This is a genomic window from Streptomyces sp. SAI-135 (assembly GCF_029893805.1).
Classification (GTDB): Bacteria; Actinomycetota; Actinomycetes; order Streptomycetales; family Streptomycetaceae; genus Streptomyces.
On record NZ_JARXYP010000002.1, the window covers coordinates 7,848,246 to 7,870,691 of the forward strand.

At 71.5% G+C, this 22,446-nt stretch carries 15 protein-coding genes; all 15 read left to right on the forward strand.

Annotated elements, in window-relative coordinates:
- Positions 1–19: 19 nt before the first annotated feature.
- The 15 genes from M2163_RS39910 to M2163_RS39980 all read left to right on the forward strand — a co-directional run bounded on the left by M2163_RS39910 (position 20) and on the right by M2163_RS39980 (position 22,444).
- Entirely contained in the window at positions 20–1,843 is a 1,824-nt protein-coding gene (locus M2163_RS39910) for an ABC transporter ATP-binding protein (RefSeq protein WP_280896439.1), read from the forward strand.
- 776 nt (positions 1,844–2,619) lie between these two features.
- Entirely contained in the window at positions 2,620–4,098 is a 1,479-nt protein-coding gene (locus M2163_RS39915; protein WP_280848031.1) for a sugar transferase, read from the forward strand.
- A gap of 73 nt (positions 4,099–4,171) precedes the next feature.
- Entirely contained in the window at positions 4,172–5,497 is a 1,326-nt protein-coding gene (locus tag M2163_RS39920; protein WP_280896440.1) for a nucleotide sugar dehydrogenase, read from the forward strand.
- Positions 5,487–6,755, forward strand: coding sequence for a glycosyltransferase family 4 protein (locus M2163_RS39925; RefSeq protein WP_280896441.1), 1,269 nt, complete (start codon positions 5,487–5,489; stop codon positions 6,753–6,755). The genes M2163_RS39920 and M2163_RS39925 overlap by 11 nt, the downstream gene beginning before the upstream one ends.
- Positions 6,752–8,122, forward strand: a complete 1,371-nt coding sequence (locus M2163_RS39930; RefSeq protein WP_280896442.1) for a Wzz/FepE/Etk N-terminal domain-containing protein — start codon at positions 6,752–6,754, stop codon at positions 8,120–8,122. The genes M2163_RS39925 and M2163_RS39930 overlap by 4 nt, the downstream gene beginning before the upstream one ends.
- Positions 8,119–9,639, forward strand: a complete 1,521-nt coding sequence (locus M2163_RS39935; protein WP_280896443.1) for a Wzz/FepE/Etk N-terminal domain-containing protein — start codon at positions 8,119–8,121, stop codon at positions 9,637–9,639. Before M2163_RS39930 ends, M2163_RS39935 begins: the two co-directional genes overlap by 4 nt.
- A gap of 3 nt (positions 9,640–9,642) precedes the next feature.
- A complete protein-coding gene (gene asnB, locus M2163_RS39940) occupies positions 9,643–11,577 on the forward strand; it encodes an asparagine synthase (glutamine-hydrolyzing) (protein WP_280896444.1) in 1,935 nt (644 codons plus the stop codon).
- 16 nt (positions 11,578–11,593) lie between these two features.
- Entirely contained in the window at positions 11,594–13,774 is a 2,181-nt protein-coding gene (locus M2163_RS39945) for a bi-domain-containing oxidoreductase (RefSeq protein WP_280896445.1), read from the forward strand.
- Positions 13,771–15,714, forward strand: coding sequence for an alginate lyase family protein (locus tag M2163_RS39950; protein WP_280848024.1), 1,944 nt, complete (start codon positions 13,771–13,773; stop codon positions 15,712–15,714). The genes M2163_RS39945 and M2163_RS39950 overlap by 4 nt, the downstream gene beginning before the upstream one ends.
- Positions 15,715–15,724: 10 nt before the next feature.
- On the forward strand, positions 15,725–17,272 hold the full coding sequence (locus tag M2163_RS39955; protein WP_280848023.1) for a right-handed parallel beta-helix repeat-containing protein: 1,548 nt from the start codon (positions 15,725–15,727) through the stop codon (positions 17,270–17,272).
- 1 nt (position 17,273) lies between these two features.
- Positions 17,274–18,506 carry an O-antigen ligase domain-containing protein gene (locus M2163_RS39960; RefSeq protein ID WP_280897389.1) on the forward strand — a complete coding sequence of 411 codons (1,233 nt, stop codon included), beginning with the start codon at positions 17,274–17,276 and terminating at the stop codon, positions 18,504–18,506.
- Positions 18,507–18,508: 2 nt separating this feature from the next.
- Complete coding sequence (locus tag M2163_RS39965) at positions 18,509–19,750, forward strand: glycosyltransferase (RefSeq protein ID WP_280896446.1); 1,242 nt, start codon at positions 18,509–18,511, stop codon at positions 19,748–19,750.
- Positions 19,747–21,006 carry a class I SAM-dependent methyltransferase gene (locus M2163_RS39970; RefSeq protein ID WP_280896447.1) on the forward strand — a complete coding sequence of 420 codons (1,260 nt, stop codon included), beginning with the start codon at positions 19,747–19,749 and terminating at the stop codon, positions 21,004–21,006. The genes M2163_RS39965 and M2163_RS39970 overlap by 4 nt, the downstream gene beginning before the upstream one ends.
- Positions 21,003–21,797, forward strand: a complete 795-nt coding sequence (locus tag M2163_RS39975) for a glucose-1-phosphate cytidylyltransferase (RefSeq protein WP_280848019.1) — start codon at positions 21,003–21,005, stop codon at positions 21,795–21,797. Before M2163_RS39970 ends, M2163_RS39975 begins: the two co-directional genes overlap by 4 nt.
- Positions 21,794–22,444 carry a PIG-L deacetylase family protein gene (locus M2163_RS39980; RefSeq protein ID WP_280848018.1) on the forward strand — a complete coding sequence of 217 codons (651 nt, stop codon included), beginning with the start codon at positions 21,794–21,796 and terminating at the stop codon, positions 22,442–22,444. The genes M2163_RS39975 and M2163_RS39980 overlap by 4 nt, the downstream gene beginning before the upstream one ends.
- Positions 22,445–22,446 lie beyond the last annotated feature (2 nt).

Sequence of the window (22,446 nt, forward strand, 5' to 3'; positions counted from 1 at the left end):
TCGAACACACAGGGTGAGGATGCAGACGCCTGAGGCACAGAAGACCGCACCGCCCAAGGGGGCGGTGCTTCTCGCACTTCGCTACTACGGAAGGGAGTTGGCCCGTCTTCGGTGGCTGACGCTGCCCGCCATGCTGCTGTCGGCGCTGGGCAGCATCGGCATCAACTACATCGCGCCGCTGATCGTCGCGAAGCTCGCCGGCACCATCGCCGACGGCGGCGGCACGACCGTCGGCTCGGCGCTGCCGTACGTCCTGGGTTTCGCCGGCGTCCTGCTGCTCGCGGAAGCGCTGTGGCGGGTCGCCCTGCACTGTCTGAACCGTCTCGACGCCCTCGGCATCGAGCACCTATACGTGATCGGGATGGACGAACTCTTCGCCAAGGACGCCTCGTTCTTCCATGACAACTTCGCCGGGTCGCTCACCAAGCGCGTTCTGAGCTTCGCCACCCGCTTCGAGCCGTTCGTCGACACCCTGGCGTTCCAGATCGTGGGCAGCCTCGTCCCGCTGCTGTTCGGCTCGGTGGTGCTGTGGCGCTACGAACCGCTGCTCGTCGTCGGGCTGTTGACGATGATCACGCTGACGGCGCTGTGCGCGGCACCCCTCATCCGGCGCCGGCAGATGCTGGTGGCCGAGCGCGAGGCGGCTGTCGCCCGGGTGTCCGGGCACGTCGCCGACAGCCTGATGAACATGGACACCGTCCGGGCGTTCGGCGCCGAGGCCCGGGAGGCCGCCGAGCACCGCTCCCGGGTCGCGGTCTCGCGCCGGCTGATGCTCAGGTCCTGGGACTACGGCAACCTGCGCATCGACACCTTCGTCGCGCCGATGTCCGTAGTGACCAACGCGCTCGGCCTGTTGCTCGCGGTCGCCCTCGGCGGGGGCGGGCACAACGTCGAGGCGGTCGTGGTGGCCTTCACCTACTACTCCAACGCGACCCGGATCATGTTCGAGTTCAACCAGATCTACCGTCGCCTGGAGAGCTCGATGACGGAGGCCGCGCAGTTCACCGAACTGCTGCTGACCCCGCCGACCGTGCTCGACCCGCCGTCGCCCGAGCCGCTGCTGCCCGGCGCCGCGGACGTCCGCTTCGAGCGGGTGAGCTTCGCCCACGCGGGCGCCGAGCGGCTCTTCGAGGGGCTCGACCTGGTCGTGCCCGGCGGGACCAAGGTGGGACTCGTCGGCCGCTCCGGCGGCGGCAAGACCACGCTCACCCGACTGCTGCTGCGGATGCAGGACATCGACGGCGGCCGGATCCTCGTCGGCGGACAGGACATCAGCAGACTGCGCCAGAGCGACCTGCGCAGTCTCATGGCCTACGTGCCGCAGGACCCGGCGATGTTCCACCGGACCCTGCGGGACAACATCGCCTTCGCCCGGCCCGACGCCACCGACGCCGAGATCCGCCGTGCCGCCGAGGCGGCCCACGTCACGGAGTTCGCCGACGCGCTGCCGGAGGGGTTCGACACCCTGGTGGGGGAGCGCGGCGTCAAACTGTCCGGCGGACAGCGCCAGCGCGTCGCGCTCGCCCGGGCGATCCTGCGCGACGCCCCGATCCTGCTGCTCGACGAGGCGACCAGCGCGCTGGACTCGGAGAGCGAGATCCTGGTCCAGGAAGCGCTGTGGCGGCTCATGGAGGGACGGACGGCGCTCGTGGTGGCCCACCGGCTGAGCACGGTCGCCGGCATGGACCAGCTGGTCGTCCTCGACCGGGGGCGGATCGTGGAGCAGGGCAGCCACCAGGAACTGCTCGCCCTGGACGGGCCGTACGCGAAGCTGTGGCACCACCAGTCGGGCGGGTTCCTCGAGGACGACCCGGTGGAGGCCGAGCTGCACCGAACGCGGTGAGCGGGGCGTCCCGCGCGGGGGTGGCGTGCGGACCGTAAGACGGTACGGGCCGGTCACCCCGTTCCGCACGCCGAGGCAGGCGGCCGCCCACGAGGCCCCCTGCTGAGGCGAGTTGGGCGAGCCGTCCGGCGGAGCCGGCCGATCCCGTCCGATGGAGCCGGCGATCCCGGCCTGCGGACATCGGCGTCCTGGTCGGCTGTGCCGCCCGGCGCCCGCCCCGCGGGATGTCGTCCCGCCTCCCGGAACTTCCGTCGTCGCAGGTCGCGAGGGTCGCCCCCATGGCCGAAACACCCACTGTGATGGTGGCTGCATTACCCCTATCTCCAAATCGTAAGCACATATTCCACACATCCCCCCTTGCAGACGGGTCCCGATGGTCTAGATTGACCTTGCTGCCCATGGTGGGACACGGGGCGACAAATAGTGATCTATGGGTCCGATGCTGCGGACACTGAGCAGAAACGTCTCGGCGTCAGGCTCGGGGGTGATCGGTTCTGGAACCCGAGGGGGGCTTCGGGTGCGGGGAGCATCCGAGGTTCAGTGGGTTCCCGCGCAACTGCGAGACCGGCGGAAGGGGCAAGTCCGCTGCTTTCGAGGTGAGTTGCCTGCGCAGTGTTGACGTAGGCATGTCATGCGCGGGCCGTGTCTCCCGGGAGAGGAACAGCACGGCGCAGGGCGGGGGGTCCTGCGAGGAACGTGGCGGGAGGCGGGGGCCTCCTGGGGGGAGGAACGATGTCTGGCATCCACGTCGTACCACTGGGGACCGGGGGGGTTCTGTGCGGGAGGGGGGAATAGTCAGGCCCCTTCCGTCGGCGCACGAGCGTCTGGCGGACGGGGCGATGGGCCAGCCGGCGAACGACTGGGAGCAGCGGTACCGCCGTACCGTGATCACCAGCGACACCGTGACCACCGCCTTCGTGGTGGCGGGGATCGGCGAGTTCTTCGGGGCCCGGGACGCGGCCAACTGGCACGAGAAATGGACGATTCTCGCGTTCGGCACCGAACTGCTGGTGCTGGGAGCGCTCGCGGTGGGCCGGGCATGGGCACCGGCCGTGCTCGGCCAGGGTGCCGAGGAATTCCGCAGGCTCGGACGTTCACTCTTCGCGGCGACCGTCGTGCTCGCGCTCGGCGGGATCGCCCTCACCTCACGCAACATCAAGCTCTGGATCTTCGTCGCGATCCCCGCCATCGCGCTGGTCACCATGACCGCGCGCTATGTGCTCCGCCTCGGGCTGCACAAGCAGCGCAAGGAGGGCCGGTGTCTGAGACCGGTGCTCGCCGCCGGGAGCCCGGCCACCGTCAGCGACCTGATCAGCCGCACCCGGAAGTTCCCGCACCTCGGATGGCGGGTGGACGGGGTGTGCACCACGGAAGGCCGCGGGCTCGACGGTGACGAACTGGACGGAGTGCCGGTCGTCGGCCAGCTGACGGACGTCGCCAAGTACGTGGACAACGACGGCTATCGCGTCGTCGCCATCACACCGGACCCGTACTGGACACCGGACCGGCTCCAGCGGCTGGCCTGGAACCTTGAGGGCAGCGAGGCCGAGATGGTCGTGGCCCCGGTGCTCATGGAGGTGGCAGGGCCGCGGCTGCACGTCGACGCCGTGCTCGGGATCCCGCTGCTGCGGGTCAGCATGCCGACGTTCACCGGAGGCCGCCGGGCCATCAAGGCGGTCGCCGACCGGTTGGGCTCGGCGATCCTGCTGGTCCTGTTCGCGCCGCTGATGCTCTGCGTCGGACTGCTCGTGGTGGCGGACAGCCGGGGCGGGGCCTTCTACCGCCAGCGCAGGGTCGGCAAGGACGGCCGCGAGTTCACCATCCTCAAGTTCCGCACCATGGTCGTGGGGGCCGACCTGGCCCGTGCCGAGCTGGCCGACCGCAACGAGGGCGCGGGGCTGCTGTTCAAGATGCGCCGGGATCCCCGGGTGACCCGCATCGGAACCGTGCTGCGCCGGTACTCGCTCGACGAACTCCCGCAGCTCTTCAACGTACTCACCGGATCGATGTCGCTCGTCGGTCCGCGCCCTCCGCTGCCGGAGGAGTCCGCCGCGTACGGCCCGGACATCCGGCGGCGACTGCTGGTCAAGCCCGGCCTCACCGGCCTGTGGCAGATCAGCGGACGCAGCGACCTGCCGTGGGAGGAGGCCGTCCGCCTCGACCTGCGGTACGTGGAGGACTGGTCGCTGGCCCTGGACGCGGTGATCTTGTGGAAGACGCTGCGCGCGGTGATCTACGGCCAGGGGGCCTACTGATGTGCGGGGGGCGCCGTCGGGACGGCGGGCAGACCGCAGGCCGCAAGGGCCTGGCTGGGGGGAGGAACGGGTCATGAGAATCAGCGTGTTCGGGCTCGGCTACGTGGGCTGCGTGTCGGCCGCGTGCCTGGCCGGCATGGGGCACGAGGTCATCGGCGTGGACGTCAACCAGGTGAAGGTCGACCTGGTCAACGACGGCAAGGCCCCGGTGGTCGAGGAGCGGATCGGCGAGCTGACCGCGGAGGTCGTGGCGACCGGGGCGCTGCGCGCCACCACCGACGTCCGTGAGGCGATCATGGGCAGCGAGGTGTCGCTGATCTGCGTGGGCACCCCCTCGGAGCCCAACGGCAGCCTGTGCACCACCTACTTGGAGCGGGTCACGGAGGAGATCGGCGCCGCTCTGGGCGAGGGGGCCGAACAGGGGAGCCGGCACACCGTGGTGTTCCGCAGCACCATGCTCCCCGGCACCTGCCTGAACCTCCTGGTGCCGATCCTGGAGAAGAACATCGGCGGCACCGCCGGAGTGGACGTCGGGGTCGCGGTCAACCCGGAGTTCCTGCGCGAGGGCACCAGCGTGCGGGACTTCTTCGACCCGCCCAAGACGGTCATCGGTGAGCTGGACGCGGCCAGCGGTGACGTGGTGGCGGCGCTGTACGAGGGCCTGCCCGGCGAGGTGTTCCGGGTGCCGGTCCCGACGGCCGAGGCGATCAAGTACGCGGACAACGCGTTCCACGGCCTCAAGATCGGCTTCGCGAACGAACTGGGCGCGGTGTGCCAGGCGCTCGGGGTGGACTCGCACCAGGTGATGGACGTCTTCCTGGCCGACCGCAAGCTGAACATCAGCCCCGCCTACCTGCGGCCCGGCTTCGCCTTCGGCGGCTCCTGCCTGCCCAAGGACCTGCGCAGCCTGGTCCACGCGGCGCAGCGGGCCGACGTCTCGGTGCCCATCCTCTCCCATGTGCTGGCCTCCAACTCCGACCACCTCCAGCGTGCGGTGGACCTGGTCGAGCGCACCGGCAAGCGGAAGGTGGGCCTGTTCGGGCTCTCCTTCAAGCCCGGCACCGACGACCTCCGCGAGAGCCCGCTCGTCGAGCTGGCGGAGCGGCTCCACGGCAAGGGGTACGACCTGCGGATCCACGACGCCAACGTGAGCCTGTCCCGGCTGATCGGCGCGAACCGCGAGTACATCGAGACCCGGCTGCCGCACCTCGCGCAGCTGCTCGCGGACTCCGTCGAGGAGGTGCTCGACCATGCCGAGGTGTGCCTGGTCGGGACCAAAGACCCGGCCGTCCTCGCGGCCCTGCCTCATGGCGGCGGCCCGGTGATCGTCGACCTCATCCGCCTTCCCGACGCCGAGACGCGCCGGACCGAACCGGGATACGTGGGCCTTGCTTGGTAACGAAGTCAGCGGCGACGGCTCGGGCCGGCGCGCGCTGATCCTGGTGGAGAACCTGTCGGTGCCGTTCGACCGGCGGGTGTGGCAGGAGTGCACGACGCTGCGCGACGCGGGCTGGGAGGTGCACGTCATCTGCCCCCGCGGCGAGAAGCGGGACACGGAGCCGGAGGCGGTGATCGACGGGGTGCGGATCCACCGCTACCCGCTGCGCGCCGCCACCGGAGGACCGGCCGGATATCTCCAGGAGTACGGCTCGGCGCTCTGGCACACGGCCCGGCTCGCCCGCAAGGTCGGCCCGGTCCACGTGGTCCACGCCTGCAACCCGCCCGACCTGCTGTTCCTCGCGGCCCGCAGGCTCAGGCGGCTCGGCGCGCGGTTCGTCTTCGACCAGCACGACCTGGTGCCCGAGCTGTACCTCTCCCGCTTCGACCGCGGCAAGGACCTGCTCTACCGCGCCGTGTGCGCCGTGGAGCGGCGGACCTACCGGGCCGCGGACATCGTGCTCGCGACGAACGAGAGCTACAAGGACGTCGCTGTGAGCCGCGGCGGCAAGCGGCCCGAGGACGTCTTCGTGGTGCGCAGCGCACCCCAGATCGAGCGGTTCCAACCGGTGCCGCCCGAGCCTGAGTTGAAGCGCGGCAAGCCCCATCTGCTGTGCTATCTGGGCGTCATGGGCCCGCAGGACGGCGTCGACTACGCCCTGCGCGCCCTCGCCAAGCTGCGCGACGAGTTCGGGCGGACCGACTGGCACGCGGTGTTCGTCGGCTCCGGCGACGCCTTCGACGCGATGGTGGAGCTGTCCCGGGAGCTCGGGCTCACCGAGCAGGTGCAGTTCACCGGACGCATCCCCGACGCCGACCTGCTGCGCTACCTGTCCACCGCGGACGTGTGCCTCTCTCCCGACCCGCGCAATCCGCTCAACGACGTGTCGACCATGAACAAGGTCCTGGAGTACATGGCGATGGGCCGGCCGATCGTCTCCTTCGACCTGAAGGAGGCGCGCGTCTCCGCCGGTGACGCCGCCGTCTACGCGCCCGCCAACGACGAGACCCGGTTCGCCGAGCTCATCACGGTGCTGCTGGACGACCCGGACAGGCGGGCCCGGATGGGCAAGATCGGCCAGGAGCGGATCGGCGGGCAGCTTTCCTGGCGCAACTCCCAGGCGTCGCTGCTCGCCGCCTATGCCGCCGCCTGCCGGAACCGCGACGCGGTGCCGGCGAGCGGTCCGGTGCGCACGAGGAAGAAGAGGCAGCGCAGTTGAACGAAGACACCATCCGCCTTGTCACGATCGGGCGGATACTCCGGCGGCGGTGGCGGCTCCTGGCCGTCCTCGCCGTGGTGGGCGCACTGTTCGGTTACGGCACCTCGGTGCTGGTGTTCCCGCCGAGATACACCGCATCGGCATCGGTCCTGCTGCCGGGGGTGTGGGAGGAGCGCGAGCTGCTCACCCAGGTCGACATCGCCACCAGCCTGACCGTGGTCGACCGTGCGGCCGACGCCCTGCACTGGTCCGACGTCAGCCGCTCCGAGCTGCGGGACGACGTGAGCGCCACGGCCGCCGACGGGAACATCATCACGATCTCGGGCACGGCCGACACCCCGGAGCGCGCGCAGCATCTCGCCGACGGCGTGGCCCAGCAGTTCGTGCAGTTCGCCGCGCAGGTCGCGGGCAGCGGCGCCGACGCCTCGGTGGCCGCACAGACCGAGGCGCTGCGCAAGCAGGTGGCGGAGACCAATCGGCGCATCTCCGAGCTCGCCGAGGCGGCCGACCCGGGACAGACCGTGGAGAGCGTGCAGTCCCGCACGGCACTCGAGAACCTGCGCACCTCGCTGGAGGCGGCCATGAAGAAGCTGGAAGAGGCCGACCCGTCGACCAGCAGATCCGGCATGGTCGTCATGGGGCCGGCCCCCCGGCCCACCGGCGAGGCGCCGCCGACGAGGATCCACCTCGTCGTCGGCGGGGCGCTGGTGTTCTTCCTGCTCGCGGTCGTCGGCCATCTCGTCGCCGCACGGATGAACCGTCGGCTGCGCACCGAACCCGAGATCGCCGCGGCCCTGGGCTCGACGCTGCTCGGCGCCGTGGACGTGCCCGGTGAATGGCCCGTGCACGGGACGGAGAGCGGGGTCCGGGGAGCCCGGATCCGCCGGCTCCTCGGCACCGACACCCGGTGGGACGAACCGGCCCCGCAGAAGTCCGTCGACGAGGCCGCCGGACGGCTCCGCTACCGGCGGGTGTGCGCCCGGCTCCGGGAGCAGCTGCCGGCCCCCCGGCGGCTGCTGGTCGTCGTACCGGACGGCGACGAGATCGCCCGCCGGGCCGCGGGGCAGCTCCTCGCCGAGGCCAAGAACGACCCGCAGCTGCGGGTGGTGGAAGTGTCGGTGGACCGGCCGATCGTGCCGGACCGAGGGACGGAGAACGGTGCCGTGGTGGTCCTCAGCGCGAACAGCCGGACCGCGGAGGAGCTCGCCGGCATCGCCGAGGCGTGCGCGGACGGCCGGCACGACGTCGTCGGCGTCGTCGTCGCGGGCCCCGTCCAGGCCCGCCCCACGCGCTCTGCCGCCGACCTGCCGGACGACGCCACGCTGACGTTCGCGGTTCCCGGCCGTGCGACGGGAGGTCGGGCGTGACGACGAACACGACGTCACCGGAGTCGGCCGCCACGCCGCTCCTGGACCTCCAGGCGCTGGTGGTGGCAGTGCGCAGGCGCCGCCGCCTGTGGTGCGCCATGGCGGTCCTGGGCTTCTCGGCCGGCGCGGCCGTGGCGGTCCTGATGCCGCCGCCGCCGAGCGCGACGACCAAGGTGCTGGTCGCCCACGCGGAGGACCAGCCGAACGACACCGGAACGCTGATCCGCACCGACGTCGCGCTGCTGCACACCACGCGCATCGCCGACGCCGCCCTGAAGTCCCTCAAGTCCCCGGAGAAACCGGCGGACTTCATGAAGGACTACCAGGGCACCGGCCTGACCAACAACCTGTTGCAGATCGAGGTGACCGGCGACGACGACGCGCAGGCGGTGGCCCGTGCCAAGGCGCTCGCCGACGCCTTCGTCGCGGACCACGTGCAGCGGATGAAGGCGACCGCGCAGGCCGAGGCCAAGGCCCTGCTCGACCAGCGCGACCGTACGCGCGACGAACTCGCCTCGGTCAACAAGCAGATCAACGAACGGGCCGAGGCCGGCGACACGACGGGGGCGGCGAGCCTCGAGTCGCTCTACGCCCGCCGGGCCGAACTCAACTCGCGGATCTCCGACTTCGACGCGCGCGCCGCCGACGCCCGCACCGGCACGCCCGCGGTCGTCGCCGGCACGCAGATCGTGGACGCCCCGAGCCCGGTACGGCACTCCCTGCCCAAGGCCGCCGCCACCGACGCCGGGATCGGACTGGTCCTCGGGCTCTTCCTCGGGCTCGCCCTTGCCGCGGTCGGCGTGGTGGTCGCGGACCGCCCCGTACTGCGCCGGGACATCGCCGCGAACCTGGGTGCCTCGGTCGTCTCCGAGCTGCCCCGCCGGTCGGGCAGACCGTGGCAGCGCCGGCGGACCCGGCTGGCACGCGAACGGCTCACCGTCTCCCTGGCCCGCACCGCGCGCGACTGCGCGCAGCCGCTGTCGCTGCTGGAACTGGGCTGTGCGCGCAGCACGAGCGAGATCGCCCTGGACGTCGCCCGGGCACTGGAGGCCGACGGGCCCGTGGCCGTCGTCGACGGGCTGCCGAACTCGGAGCTCTCCCGCCGCCGCCCGAAGCCGGGGGACCCCACCGTGGTCAGCGGACGGCAGGCCACCACGGTTCCGGACGGCGGGCGCCTGCTCGGCGTCGGCTCGGTGGCACCCGGCACCGCGTGGACCGACCTCCGGTACCTCGGTACCCAGACCGTGCTCGTCGTGCGGGCCGGACACGGCAGCGCCGCCTGGCTGCACACCGTGGCGCGGCAACTCGCGGACCAGCGCATCACGGTGGTCGGCGTGGTGCTGATCGACCCCGATCCGCGGGACCGTACCGACGGCACCCTGTGGGACGGGCTGCACGTCGCGCTGCGGGGGCACAGCGAGCGGACGGCCCGGCAGAACGGGAACGGCCAGGTGAAGACGGAACGACAGCCGATGTGGGCCGCACGCGTCCCGGACAGCGACCAGGAGGTGCGGTAGGACATGTGTGGCATCGCAGGGACCTACCGATGGCCGGACGGCAAGATCGTGACCGACCGGCTCACCGAGACCCTCGCCCACCGCGGCCCCGACGGGGCGGGCCGCTACGGCCACCCCGTCGGTGACGGCGAGGTCCAGCTCGGGCACCGCAGGCTGTCCATCGTCGACCTGTCCGAGACCGGCGCCCAGCCGATGGCCAAGGACGGCCTCGTCCTGACGTACAACGGCGAGTTGTACAACGCGCCCGAGCTGCGCGCCGAGCTGGAGGCCGCCGGGGTGCGCTTCCGCGGCACCTCCGACACCGAGGTGCTGCTTGAGGCCTGGCGGCGCTGGGGTACGGACTGCCTGCCCCGGCTGCGCGGCATGTTCGCGTTCGGCGTCTTCGACGAGCGCACCGGCGAACTGGTGCTGGTGCGCGACCAGTTGGGCATCAAGCCGCTGTTCCTGATCCGGCGCGGCGAGGGTCTGGCGTTCGCCTCCGAGCTCAAGGCGCTCGCCGCCGCGACCGGCGGGTCGCTGGAGGTGGACCACGCGGCGCTGGTGGCCTCGCTGCTCTACTACTGGGTGCCGGACACCCGGTGCGCCTTCCGCGAGGCGGAGAAGCTGCCGCCGGGGAGCTGGCTGCGGTGCCGGCCCGACGGCCGGGTGGAGCGCGGCCGGTTCTGGAACCTGAAGGACGTCGCCGCCGAGGGCCAGGAGCGGGCCCGGTCCGGTGAACTGCCGGACCTGGCCGCCGTCGTCGAGGAGTCGACCCGCAAGCACCTGCTCGCCGACGTCCCCGTGGCCACCTTCCTGTCCGGCGGCCTCGACTCCAGCTGGCTGACCGCCCTCGCGGCCCGCCACCAGCCGGGGATCTCCGCCTACACCATCGGGTTCCGCGCCGAGGACGCCCGGTTCGAGGCCATGCCCGACGACCTGCGCTACGCCCGGCAGGTGGCCCAGCAGTTCGGCGTCGACCTCCACGAGATCGAGATCGCCCCGAACGTGCTCGACCTGCTGCCGCAGATGACGTACTCCCTCGACGAGCCGATCGGCGACCCCGCCGCCATCAACACCTTCCTGATCTGCCAGGCGGCCCGGGAGGCCGGGGTCAAGGTGATGCTCTCGGGGATGGGCGCCGACGAGCTGTTCGCCGGGTACCGCAAGCACCTGGCCAACCTGATCGCACTGCGCTACCAGCGCGTGCCGGGGCCGCTGCGGCGCGGGGTGTCCGCCGTCGTGGACCGGCTGCCGGTCGCCACGTCCCGCCGGGGACTGAGGTCCGTGCGCTTCGCGAAACGGTTCCTCTCCTTCGCCGATCTGCCGGAGGAGACCGCGTTCCGGCGCAGCTACACCATGTACGACCAGGACGAGCTGCTCGCCCTGGTCGATCCGGACCTGGCCGGGACGGTCGACGACGTCCTGACCGAACACGCGGACATCTACCAGGACAACGAGCTCGACGACTTCGTCAACCGCATGTGCCTGGGCGACGCCCGGATGTTCCTGCCGGGCCTGAACCTCACCTACACGGACCGCTCCAGCATGGCCGCCTCGACCGAGGTACGCGTGCCGTACGTGGACGTCGAGGTGGTCAGGGCGGCGTTCGCCGTGCCCGGCAACCGCAAGATCGTCAAACGGCAGGGCAAGGCCGTGCTCAAGGAGGCGGCCACCTCGATCCTGCCCCGGGAGATCGTGTACCGGCCCAAGGGCCTGTTCAGCGCCCCGCTGCGGGCCTGGATGAGCCGGGACCTGGCACCGCTGGTGCGCGAGGTGGTCAACGACGGCGAGCTCGTGCGTTCCGGCTTCCTGCGCCGGGACGCGCTGAACCGGATGGTCGCCGTGGACGCCGCCGGACAGCAGGACTTCTCCAAGCATCTGTGGCATGTGCTGACCCTCGAGTACTGGTACCGCGACGCGACCTCCCGGTCCGGCCAGAGCACTCGGCAAACGGCTTAGGAATCAGGGGACTTCGGTGAAACAGGTCGTACAGAACTACAAGAGCGGCGAGCTGGCGGTGCTCGACGTGCCGGTGCCCGGGTGCAAGCCGGGCGGTGTGCTGGTCCGCACCGCCTATTCGCTGATCTCCACCGGCACCGAGCTCATGAAGGTGTCCGAGGCCGGCATGTCGATGCTGGGCAAGGCCCGTTCCCGCCCCGACCAGGTGGCCAAGGTCATGCAGAGCGTGGCCACCAACGGGGTGCCCGCCACGTACCGCAAGGTGATGGGCAAGCTGGACTCCTACACGCCGCTGGGCTACTCGCTGTGCGGGGTGGTCGAGCAGGTCGGTGCCGGGACCGACGACGTGAAGGTCGGCGACCTGGTGGCCTGCGCCGGCAACGAGCACGCGCTGCACGCCGAGCTCAACTGGGTGCCGAAGAACCTTTACGTCCCGGTGCCCGACGGCCTCGCGCCGCAGCACGCGGCCTTCGGCACCGTCGGCTCGATCGCCCTGCAGGGTGTCCGCCAGGGTGAGCCGCAGCTCGGCGAGGTGGCCCTGGTCATCGGCCTCGGGCTGATCGGCCAGCTGGTGGTGCAGCTCCTGGCCGCCGCCGGAGTCCGCGTCGTCGGCGCCGACCCCGACCCCTCGCGCTGCGAGCTGGCCGAGCGCCTGGGCGCCGCGGCCTGCGGCGACCCCGCCTCCACCGCCGTGGAGAACGCCGTCGCCGAACTCACCGACGGACACGGCGTGGACCAGGTGTACCTGGCCGCCGGCGGCGGCAGCAACCAGCCCGTCGAACTGGCCGCCAAGCTGGCCCGGGACCGCGGCCGGGTCGTCGACATCGGCAAGTGCCGCCTCGACCTGCCGTGGAACGCGTACTACGAGAAGGAACTCGACGTCCGCTTCTCCCGCAGCTACGGCCCCGGTCGCTACGACCCGTCGTACGAACTGGAGGGCCGCGACTACCCGATCGGCTACGTCCGCTGGACCGAGCGCCGCAACCTGGCCTGCTTCCTCGACCTCGCCGCCCGCGGCAAGGTCGACGTGGAGCCCCTGATCTCCCACGTCGCCGACTTCGACGACGCCGTCGAGACCTACCAGCGCCTGAAGGACGGCGAGTTGAAGGCCGTCACCGCGCTGTTCCGGTACCCGGAACAGGCGCAGGAGGCGGCGGAGGCGACGGCCCCGGAGGTCACCGTGCCCGCGGTGGCGGTGAAGGCCGGTCCGGCCCGTGCCGCCAGGACGCCGGTGAAGCTGGCGTTCGTCGGCGCCGGCAACTACGCGACCTCCATGCTCCTGCCGCACCTCGCGCAGCGCGAGGGCGTCGAGCTGTCGACCGTCGTCACCACGACGTCGCTGTCCGGGGCCAACGCGCAGCGGAAGTTCGGCTTCGCCAAGGCGACCACCGACCTCGACGCCGTGCTCGGCGACAAGTCCGTCGACGCGGTGTTCGTGGTGACGCGGCACAGCTCGCACGCCGAACTCACCCGGCAGGCCCTCCTCGCCGGCAAGACCGTCTTCGTGGAGAAGCCCCTGGCCCTCACCGAGGACGAGCTGTCCGGCGTGCTCGCGGCGGTGGAGGAGTCCGGCAACGACCGGCTCCAGGTGGGCTTCAACCGCCGCTTCGCGCCCCTGCTCCAGGAGGCCAGGAACCACTTCGGCGCCCGGAGCGGTCCGGCGCACCTGCGCTACCTGGTCAACGCGGGCCGTCTCGACCACGGCAGCTGGTATCTCCAGCAGGGCTCCGAGGGCTCGCGGTTCGTGGGCGAGGGCGGGCACTTCATCGACACGGCGAGCTGGCTGCTCGACGCCGACCCGGTCTCGGTGTACGCGACCGCCACGTCCGGCAACGAGGACCTCCAGGTCGTGCTGCGCTACCCGGACGGCTCCACCGCCACCATCAGCTACGTCACCACCGGCCCGTCCGGCTTCCCCAAGGAGACGCTAGACCTGGTCGCCGACGGCCGCGCGCTGCGGCTCGACGACTTCGTGCGGGCCTCGGTGTACGGCCGTAGGAAGTGGGTCAGTTCGCGGCTGCCCAAGGCGCGGGACAAGGGCCAGAACGCCGAACTGGCGGCGTTCGTCAAGGCGGTTCGCACCGGCGGGCCGATGCCGGTGCCGCTGGAGTCGCTGGTCGCCACCACGGCGGCCACCCTCGCCGTGCAGACCGGCCTGGCCGGTGGTGTGCCGGTGACGTTGGCGAGGTCCAAGTGACCATGAGCGTGGGCTGGTACCTCCGGCGGCTGTCCCGGATGGGGCCGCAGGAGGTCGCGGGCCGGGTGGCCGACACCGTGCGCAGACGGCGCTGGCGGTCGGCGCCGCCCGACTGCCCGAACGTGACCGGCGCCCGGTTCACCGCCGTCCTGCCCGCCGGGACGATCACCGCCGTACCCGCCGACGCCGCGAAGCGTCTCGTCGCCGAGGCGGACCGGCTGATGGACGGGCACGCCGAGTTCTTCGGCGTGGTCCGCGACGACCTGGCCGACCCGGACTGGTGGTTCGACCCCAAGACCGGGCGCCGGGCCCCCTCGGGGTACGCCTTCGACGTGCCGTACCGCAGCGAGGACGCGGTCGGGGACATCAAGCAGATCTGGGAGCCGTCCCGGCACCAGTACCTCACCCAGCTCGCGGCCGCCTACGCGATCACCGGGAACGAGCGGTACGCCGAGCGCGTCGCGGAGCACCTGCGGTCGTGGTGGGAGGCCAACCCCCCGCTGCGCGGCGTCCATTGGCTCAGCGGCATCGAGCTGGGCATCCGGCTGCTGTCCTGGGTGTGGGTCCGCCGGCTGCTCGACGGCTGGCCGGGCGCGGCCGACCTGTTCGAGAACAACCCGGTGGCCCGCAACCAGATCTGGCACCACCAGCGCTGGCTGGCCGCCTTCCCCAGCCGGGGTTCCTCGGCGAACAACCACGTCATCGCCGAGGACGCCGGGCAGTTGGCCGCGGCCTGCGCGTTCGACTGGTTCCCCGAGTCGGCACGCTGGCGGGCCGGCGCGTTGCGCTCGCTGGACCGGCAGCTGCGCGCCAACACCTACGGCTCCGGCCTCAACCGCGAGCTGGCCACCGAGTACCACGGCCTTGTCCTGGAGCTCGGCCTGGCCGCGCTGGCCGAGGCCGACGCAGCCGGAGTGCCGGTCCCCGCGACCGTCCGGCTGGTACTGCTGCGCATGACCGACGCGCTCGCGGCCGTCGTGGACAACCGGCTGCGACCGCCGCGTCAGGGCGACGCGGACGACGGACACGGTCTGATCGTGGACGGCACGGGCACCGACCGCTGGGCCTCGCTGCTGACCACCGGGGACGCCGTGTTCGGCCGGCTCGACTGGTGGCCCGAGGTGACCGCCACCGACGTGCGCACCCCGCTGCTTGCCGCGCTCGTCAAGCCGTACGCGAAAAACGGAACCGGACCGGCCGTGTCCCGCCCCGCGAGCCGACCCGCCCACTTCGCCGACGCGGGCATGACGATCCTGCGCGGCCCGGAGGAGATCTGGTGCCGCTGCGACGGCGGGCCGCACGGCTTCCTGTCCATCGCCGCGCACGCCCACGCGGACGCCCTGTCCGTGGAGGTCCGACACGACGGCGTCGACGTGCTCGCCGACCCGGGGACGTACTGCTACCACGGGCAGCCCGAGTGGCGGCAGTACTTCCGCTCGACCCTCGGGCACAACACCCTCCAGCTGGACGGCGCCGACCAGTCCGTCTCCGGCGGACCGTTCCTGTGGACCCGGCATGCCCAGAGCCGGGTCCTGACGGCGGAGGCGGCCCGCTGGAGCGCCGAACACGACGGCTACCAGGGCACTGTGCACCGACGGAAGGTGGAACTGACCGCCGAGAAGCATGAGTTGATGATCGTGGACGAGGTGCGCGGCCCGTGCCGCCAGGCACGCCTGGCGTTCCACCTCGGCCCGGCGATCACCGCCGACCTGGTCGGGAACCGGGCCCAACTCACCTGGACGCGCGACGGCGAGGACCGCTCCGCCGTGCTCGACCTGCCCGCGCACCTGTCCTGGCAGGCGCACCGCGGCGAGACCGAGCCGCCGCTGGGCTGGTACTCCGCCGGATTCGGGCGCAAGGAACCCGCCACCACCCTGATCGGCACCGGCTCCACCGACGGCACGGAGGGTTTCACCACCGTGCTCAGGTTCGGCAGCTAGGGGGCGGCACGTGGGGATCAAGAGGCGGCCCTGGGCGTGGGCGGTGGCACCGCTCGCGCTGGCCCTGCTGGCGGCGACCGGCTGTGACGGAGGCACGCCGGCAGCCGACGCGAAACCGACCGCCGTGCCGACCACGTCCGGGGCCCGGTCCGAGTCCCTGGCCCGGGTGTGCGCCCACCCCGCGGCCGGACCGGCGAAGGCACCGGCGGGTGCGGTGACGGTCGACCCCGCGAAGGTCGGCGACCTGGCGGCCAAGACCAGGAGCAACCCCCCGAACACCACGTTCTGGCTCCGGCCGGGCAGGCACCGGCTCGACCCGGACCGCTACGCCCAGGTCGTCCCCAAGAAGGGGGACCGCTACCTCGGCGCGCCGGGCGCGGTGCTCGACGGCGGGAAGAAGAACCAGTACGCGTTCAGCGGCAACGCCCCCGACGTCACCATCCGCTATCTGACCGTGCAGGGGTTCGTGGCGCCGTCCGACGAGGGCGTGGTCAACCACGACTCCGCCGACGGGTGGATCGTCGAGGACTCGACGATCCAGGACAACTCCGGTGCCGGCCTGATGGCCGGTGCCCGCCAGCAGGTCCGCGGCAACTGCCTGCGCAACAACGGCCAGTACGGCATGAACGCGTACAAGGGCAAAGGCCGCCTCACCGGCCTGGTGGTCGAGGGCAACGAGATCGTCGGCAACAACACCGGCGACTGGGAGCGGCGCAAGCCGGGCTGCGGCTGCACCGGCGGCATCAAGTTCTGGGCCGTCGACGGCGCCGACGTGAGCGGGAACTGGGTGCACGACAACCGGGGGACCGGGTTGTGGGCGGACACCAACAACAACGACTTCCTCATCGAGAACAACGTGATCGAGGCCAACGACGGTGCCGCACTCATCTACGAGATCAGCTACAACGCGATCATCCGCAGCAACACGATCCGGCGGAACAACTGGGTCGAGGGCCGCAAGGCGGCCGACAAGGGCGACACCTTCCCGTTCGCGACGATCTACCTGTCCGAGTCGGGCGGGGAGCCGCGGATCAAGGCCCGCACCGGCAAGATCGAGATCTACCGGAACCTGCTGGAGGACAACTGGTCCGGGATCACCCTGTGGGAGAACGCCGACCGGTTCTGCAACAGCCCGGCCAACACCTCCTCCGGTGACTGCACGTTGCTGGTGAGGAAGACCGGTAGCTGCGCGAAGCCGGCGATCTCCAAGGCGCCGCTCTACTCCGACTGCCGGTGGAAGACCCAGCGGGTGGACGTCCACGCCAACCGCTTCGTGCTCGACACCTCCGTCGTCGAGTGCACGACGAAGTGCGACCGGATGGCGGTGCTGTCCAACTACGGCACCTATCCGGACTGGTCGCCGTACAAGGGCGAGGCAGTGGCCGACGCGATCACCACCGAGCAGCACAACCGCTGGCGCGACAACGTCTACGTCGGACCCTGGAAGTTCGTCGCCCACGACCCGGCCCGCGTGCTCGACTTCGCGCAGTGGCAGGGCACGCCGTACCGGCAGGACACGGGCAGCACCCTCGCCCTCGACCCGAAGGCGGGTGGTTGAGATGGAGGCGGAGCGCACACCGAGGATCGTCGGGGTGGTCTGGGGGCTGCTGGTCCTCAACACGCTCGGTTCCGCCGGGGCGAAGACCATCGTCCCGCTGCCCCGTTCCCTCATCCAGATGGTCACCATGGGCTCGCTCGTCGCCGCGTTCGCGCTGGCGCTCGCGGTCAACGCCCGGCTGCGGATCCGGCCCAGTGCGTACGTGTTCCTGCTCACCCTGCTGCTGGTGACCAGCGTGATCTCCAGCGCTCACCTGGAGTCCGGGTTCGGCGCGCTGTTCCGCTGCTTCCGGCTGACGCTCTTCGTCGGCACGCTGTGGCTGCTCAGCCGCTGGTGGGACGGCAGCCTGACGTTCGTACGGCACCACATCCGGATGTACTTCGCGGTGCTCGGGTCGGTGGCCCTGGGCCTTGCCGTCTCACCGGGCGCGGCCCTGCCCGACCTCTACGGCGGGCGGCTGGTCGGCGCGCTGTGGCCGCTCACCCCGCCGCAGATCGGCCAGTACGCCGCGGTGATCATCGGGCTCACCGTGCTGCTCCTCCTGGGGCGCCGGACCGACAGGACCAGCGCGGTGGTCGTCATCGTGCCCTCCCTCGTGCTGCTCGCGCTGACCCACACCCGCACGGCCACGCTCGGCCTGCTCATCGGGCTGGTGCTGGCGATCGGCTCGCTCCTGCTGACCAGCGCCGCGGCCCGCCGCTTCTTCACCTGGGCGGTGGCGATCGCCACGGTGGCAGCGGTGGGGTTCGCCGGCGCGCTCCAGGCGTGGTTCCTGCGCGGCCAGAGCAAGGACAACTTCTCCAGCCTCACCGGTCGCGCCAAGGTCTGGGACGCCCTGCTGGCCGCGCCCCGGACGACCGGGGAGAAGTGGTTCGGCGTGGGTCTGGGCGACAAGTCGTTCGGCGGGCTGCCCATCGACAACAGCTGGCTGGCCGTCTACAACGAGCAGGGTCTGATCGGCGTCTGCCTCGTGGCGGCGTTCATCGTCGTGCTGGGCGGCGTGGCGCTGCTGCGGCCACCGTCGCTCCAGCGGGCCTGCGCGATCTTCCTGATCAGCTACTGCGCGATCGCGTCGTACACCGAGGCCGGCCTCGGCGACGCCTCGCCGTATCTGCTGCACCTGGCCGTGGCCGTCTCGCTGCTGGCGTCACCTGCCAAGCCAACCGCGCTGTCGGCGCCCGCCGTCCCCCGCCAACGCGTCCCGCGCTGGGCCCAGAGATCGGAGGTGAGGTGAGCATGCGCATCCTCGTGGTGCACAACCGCTACGCCTCGGCGCAGCCGAGCGGCGAGAACAAGGTCGTCGACCAGGAGGTGCAGCTGCTGCGCGAGGGCGGCCACCGGGTCGAGACGTTCGAGCGGCGCAGCGACGACATCGGCTCCATGTCCCTCCTCGCCAAGGTCGCGGTGCCCCTGCGGGTGCCGTGGAACCCGGCGGTCCGCACCGAACTCGCCGCCCGGCTGCGCACCGAGCGGCCGGACGTCGTCCACGTCCACAACGTCTTCCCGCTGCTGTCGCCCGCGGTGCTCGCCGCCTGCGCCGACGCCGGCGTGCCCGCAGTGGCGACGCTGCACAACTACACCCAGGTCTGCCCGCCCGGCACCCTCCAGCGGGACGGCCGGCCGTGCACCGAGTGCGTCGGGTCGACGCCGCTGCCCGCCGTCCGGCACGGCTGCTACCGGGGCTCCCGCCTCGCGACCGTCCCGCTCGCGGTCAGCCTGTCGGCCAACCGGCGGCGCTGGTGGTCCGGCGTGGAGCGCTTCCTCTGCATCTCCGCGGCGCAGCGCGACGTCCTGGTGAAGGCCGGGATGCCAGCCGAGCGGCTGGCGGTGAAGCACAACTTCGTGCCGGATCCGGACGCCCGCCGCACGGACGCCGGCGAGCATGTGCTCTATCTCGGCCGGCTCGCGGAGGCCAAGGGCGTACGGCTGCTCATGGCCGCGTGGGAGGAGATCGCGGCGAGCGGCGGTGTGGGAGTACCGCTCGTGATCGCCGGCACCGGACCACTGGAGGCGGAGGTCACCGCCTGGGCGGCGGGCCGGGACGACGTGCGCTACGTCGGCCTGTACGACACGGCGGAGTGCCAGAAGGCCATCGCCCGGTCGGTCGCCGTGGTGGCCCCCTCGACGTGGCTGGAGGCGTTCGGCCTGGTGGTCGTGGAGGCCATGGCGGCCGGGGTCCCGGTCGTCGCCGCCGGCCACGGCGCCTTCGTCGAACTTGTCGAGGACGGGGTGACCGGGCTGCTGCACCGGCCGGGCGACTCCGCCTCGCTCGCGTCCTGCCTTCGCCGGATCGCGGCCGAACCGGCCCGCAACCGGGAGATGGGCGAGGCGGCCCGGCGCCATTACGAACAAGGTTTCAGCCCGGCGGTCGGCCTCGACCGTCTGGTTGACGAGTACCGCACCGCGATCGCGGGTCGGTCAGCACTGACTCGCGACGGGGACACCCGCGCGAGCTGGGGGGATGGGAACAACAGATGACACGATGCCGACTGTGCGGCTCGGAAGCGATGGCGAGCGTCGTCGACCTCGGAGCGACGCCACCGTGTGAGAGCTTTCTCGCCGCGGACCAACTCGACCAGCCGGAGCCCGCGTACCCGCTGCACCTCCAGGTGTGCACCGACTGCTGGCTCGCGCAGATCCCGCCGCTGATCACACCGGAGGAGACCTTCAAGGAGTACGCGTACTTCTCGTCGTTCTCGACCTCCTGGGTGGAGCACGCGCGGACGTTCGTCGCGGACGCCGTCGAGCGTGCGGGACTCGGGGCCGATGGCTCCGACGCCTTCGTGGTCGAGGTCGCGAGCAACGACGGATACCTGCTGAAGCACGTGGTGGACCGGGGGATCCGCTGCCTGGGCATCGAGCCGTCGGTGAACGTCGGCGCGGCGGCACGGGACAAGGGCGTGCCCACGCTCACCGAGTTCCTGAGCCCTCAGACCGGCGCGGCCGTCCGCGCCGAGCACGGCCCGGCCAACCTCGTCGTGGCCAACAACGTGTACGCGCACATCCCCGACGTCATCGGCTTCACCCAGGGGCTGCGTGCCCTGGTCGCCGACGACGGCTGGGTCTCCATCGAGGTGCAGCACCTGCTGACCCTGATCGAGGAGAACCAGTACGACACGATCTACCACGAGCACTTCCAGTACTACACGGTCGCCTCCGCGATCCGGGCCCTCGCCAGCGGCGGACTCGCCCTCGTGGACGTGGAGTTGCTGCCCACGCACGGCGGCTCCATCCGGCTGTGGGCCCGCCCCGCCGAGGTGGCCGGCGAGCCGAGCGAGCGGGTGGCCGACGTACTGGCCCGCGAGAAGGCCGCCGGGCTCCAGGAGCTGTCCGGCTACACCGAGTTCTCCGCCCGGGTGGCCAAGGTGCGCCGCGACCTCCTCAAGTTCCTCATCGAGGCGGCCGAACGCGGCGAGACGGTCGTCGGCTACGGCGCCCCCGGCAAGGGCAACACCCTGCTCAACCACTGCGGCATCCGCCCCGACCTGCTCGCGTACACGGTCGACCGCAACCCCTACAAGCACGGCCGGTTCACCCCGGGCACCCGCATCCCGATCCTGCCGCCCGAGCAGATCGCCGCCGACAAGCCGGACTACGTGCTCGTCCTCCCGTGGAACCTGCGGGCCGAACTCACCGAGCAGCTGTCCTACGTGCACGAGTGGGGCGGCCGACTGGTCTTCCCCATCCCGGAACTGAGCGTCGTCGAGGTCGCGTCCCGAAAGGTCACAGCATGAAGGTCGTTCTGTTCTGCGGCGGTTACGGGATGCGGATGCGCAACGGCACCGCTGACGACGTGCCCAAGCCGATGGCGATGGTCGGCCCCAGACCCCTGATCTGGCACGTCATGCGCTACTACGCGCACTTCGGGCACAAGGAGTTCATCCTGTGCCTCGGCTACGGCGCCCACCACATCAAGGACTTCTTCCTCAACTACGAGGAGACGACGTCCAACGACTTCGTGCTGCGCGGCGGCAGGACCGAGCTGCTGTCCACCGACATAGCCGACTGGACGATCACGTTCGCGCAGACCGGCATCGAGTCCCCCATCGGGGAGCGGCTGCGCCGCGTGCGGCACCACCTGGACGGCGACGAGATGTTCCTCGCCAACTACGCCGACGTCCTCACCGACGCCCCGCTGCCCGAGATGATCGAGAAGTTCTCCCAGCGGGACGCCGGCGCCTCGATGATGGTCGTGCCGCCCCAGTCCTCCTTCCACTGCGTGGAGTTGGGCGAGGACAACCTGGTCGGCGGCATCACCGCGGTGAGCGACATGCCGCTGTGGGAGAACGGCGGCTACTTCGTGCTCCGCCAGGAGGTCTTCGACCACATTCCGGAGGGCGGCGACCTCGTCGCCGACGGCTGCGCCCAACTCGCCAAGCAGGGCCGCCTGGTGGCGCACCAGCACCGCGGCTTCTGGAAGCCGACCGACACCGTCAAGGAGCGCGCCGCGCTCGACGACGCCTACGCCCGGGGCGAGCGCCCGTGGGCCGTGTGGGAGCAGGACAGCGCGGCGGTGACCGCGTGATCGGGCTCGGTGCCGGGCAACGCCTGGACCGCGTCGTCGCGGTGGGCGCGCACTGCGACGACATCGCCATCGGCGCCGGCGGCACGCTGCTGACGCTGTGTCACGCGCGGCCGGGTGTCCGCGTCGACGCGCTGGTGCTCTCCGGTGGCGGTACCGAACGCGAGCAGGAGGAAAAGGCCGCGCTCGCCGCCTTCTGCCCGGGCGCCGACCTGCGGCTGACCGTCCTCAAACTGCCGGACGGCCGCATGCCGGTGCACTGGGACGAGGCCAAGGCCGCCGTCGAGGAACTGCGCGCGCAGACCGACCCGGATCTGGTCCTGGCCCCGCGCACCGACGACGCCCACCAGGACCACCGCGGCCTGGCCCAGCTGATCCCCACCGCCTTCCGCGACCACCTGGTCCTCGGCTACGAGATCGTCAAGTGGGACGGCGACCTCGGCCGCATGTCGGCCTACCAGCCGCTGTCGACCGAGATCGCCGAGGAGAAGGTGCGGCTGCTTCAGGAGCACTACGCCTCGCAGCGGCACCGGCCCTGGTACGACCGGGAGGCCTTCCTCGGCCTCGCCCGGATCCGCGGCATCGAATGCCATGAGCGATACGCCGAAGCGTTCGCCACCACCAAACTCACGCTCAACCTGGGGGGTTGAAC